This is a genomic window from Streptomyces panaciradicis, assembly GCF_023516615.1.
Classification (GTDB): domain Bacteria; phylum Actinomycetota; class Actinomycetes; order Streptomycetales; family Streptomycetaceae; genus Streptomyces; species Streptomyces panaciradicis.
This window is the reverse complement of sequence record NZ_JAMGBF010000321.1, coordinates 1-1108: the sequence shown is the minus strand read 5'-3', so window position 1 is coordinate 1108 and position 1108 is coordinate 1. Positions and strand designations below refer to the sequence as shown.

The following is a 1108-nucleotide window of genomic DNA, read 5'->3' as shown; positions in this document are numbered from 1 at the left end:
TACGGCGGCAGGCACTGACGATGGGTGATCTGCGGGTGTCGGATGAGTTGAACGGGCTTTTGATCGCTTTGATCGGGGCGGGGTTGCCGCAGGCGAGTGAGACGGGTGCGGCGGTCAGTGGTCGGCGGTTGCGTGAGTTCGGGCGGCGGATGGGGTCGTTGGAGGAGGAGATCGCGTTTTCGGTGCGGCATGTGGGTGGGTCGTTGCCGGGTGATGCGGGGCGTTCGTATGTGCGGGCGATGTCGGTGCTGACGGGTGCGGGTGGGGGGACGAATTATCTGCGGGAGTATCGGGCGAGTTTGGAGAGGGTGGGGGCTGGTCATCGGGATCAGTCGTTGAATATTCAGGAGAGTAAGTGGCAGATCATCGCGGAGTTGGTCCGTCTGGTGGTCGAGTTGGTGATTTTGGCGGCGACGGCGTGGTTCAATCCGGCGGCTGCGGGTCAGGCGGCGGCGGCGAAGGCGCGGAGTTCGGCGGCGTTTTTGACGGCGTTGGATGTGTTTTTGCGGCGGACGCATCTGATGCCGAGTTTGAGTGAGGCGTTGGAGGAGGCTTTTCAGACGCTGGTGGTGCGTCTGGGGTTGATGGCTTTCAATGGTGCGGATATGAAGCCGCGTGGTGTGGATTGGGTGGCGGTGTGGCAGAGTGCGGCGTTCGGTGGGGCGGCGGGGGGTTTGTCGGGGCCGTTGCGGGGGTTGGCGGATCGTTTTAATGGTTTGTTCCGTGCGGGTGCCGGGCGTGATGTGGTCAAGGATGTGTCGGGGGATGTGACGTCGAAGTCGGTGCGGGATCTTCCGGTGGGGGTGAATGGTTCGTCGTCGTGGGGGGAGCGGTTGTCGCGGGCTCCGGGGAGGGTGTCGGAGTTTGTTGCTGATGGTTTGACGGAGGCGTTGCCTGAGTCGTTGTTGGCGATGGCGTTTTATGGGGTGCCGTGGTCGTGGAGTGGGTTTGCGACGAGTTTTTGGACGTCGGGGCTGAGTGAGTTCAGTGAGGGGGTGTTGCATTCGGGTGTCGTTGGCGGGGTGGGGGGTCTGCGGGAGGCGGTGCGGGGGGAGCACGGGGAGGGGGAGTCCCGGGGGTCTTCCGGTGGTCGGGCGGGGATCGCGTC

Annotated in this window: 1 protein-coding gene; it reads left to right on the top strand. The window is 64.3% G+C overall.

The features are described 5' to 3' along the window. Positions 1-20 precede the first annotated feature (20 nt). Positions 21-1108, top strand: a 1088-nt coding sequence (locus M8J74_RS44165) for a WXG100-like domain-containing protein (RefSeq protein ID WP_249841769.1), incomplete at its 3' end; no start/stop codon positions are given.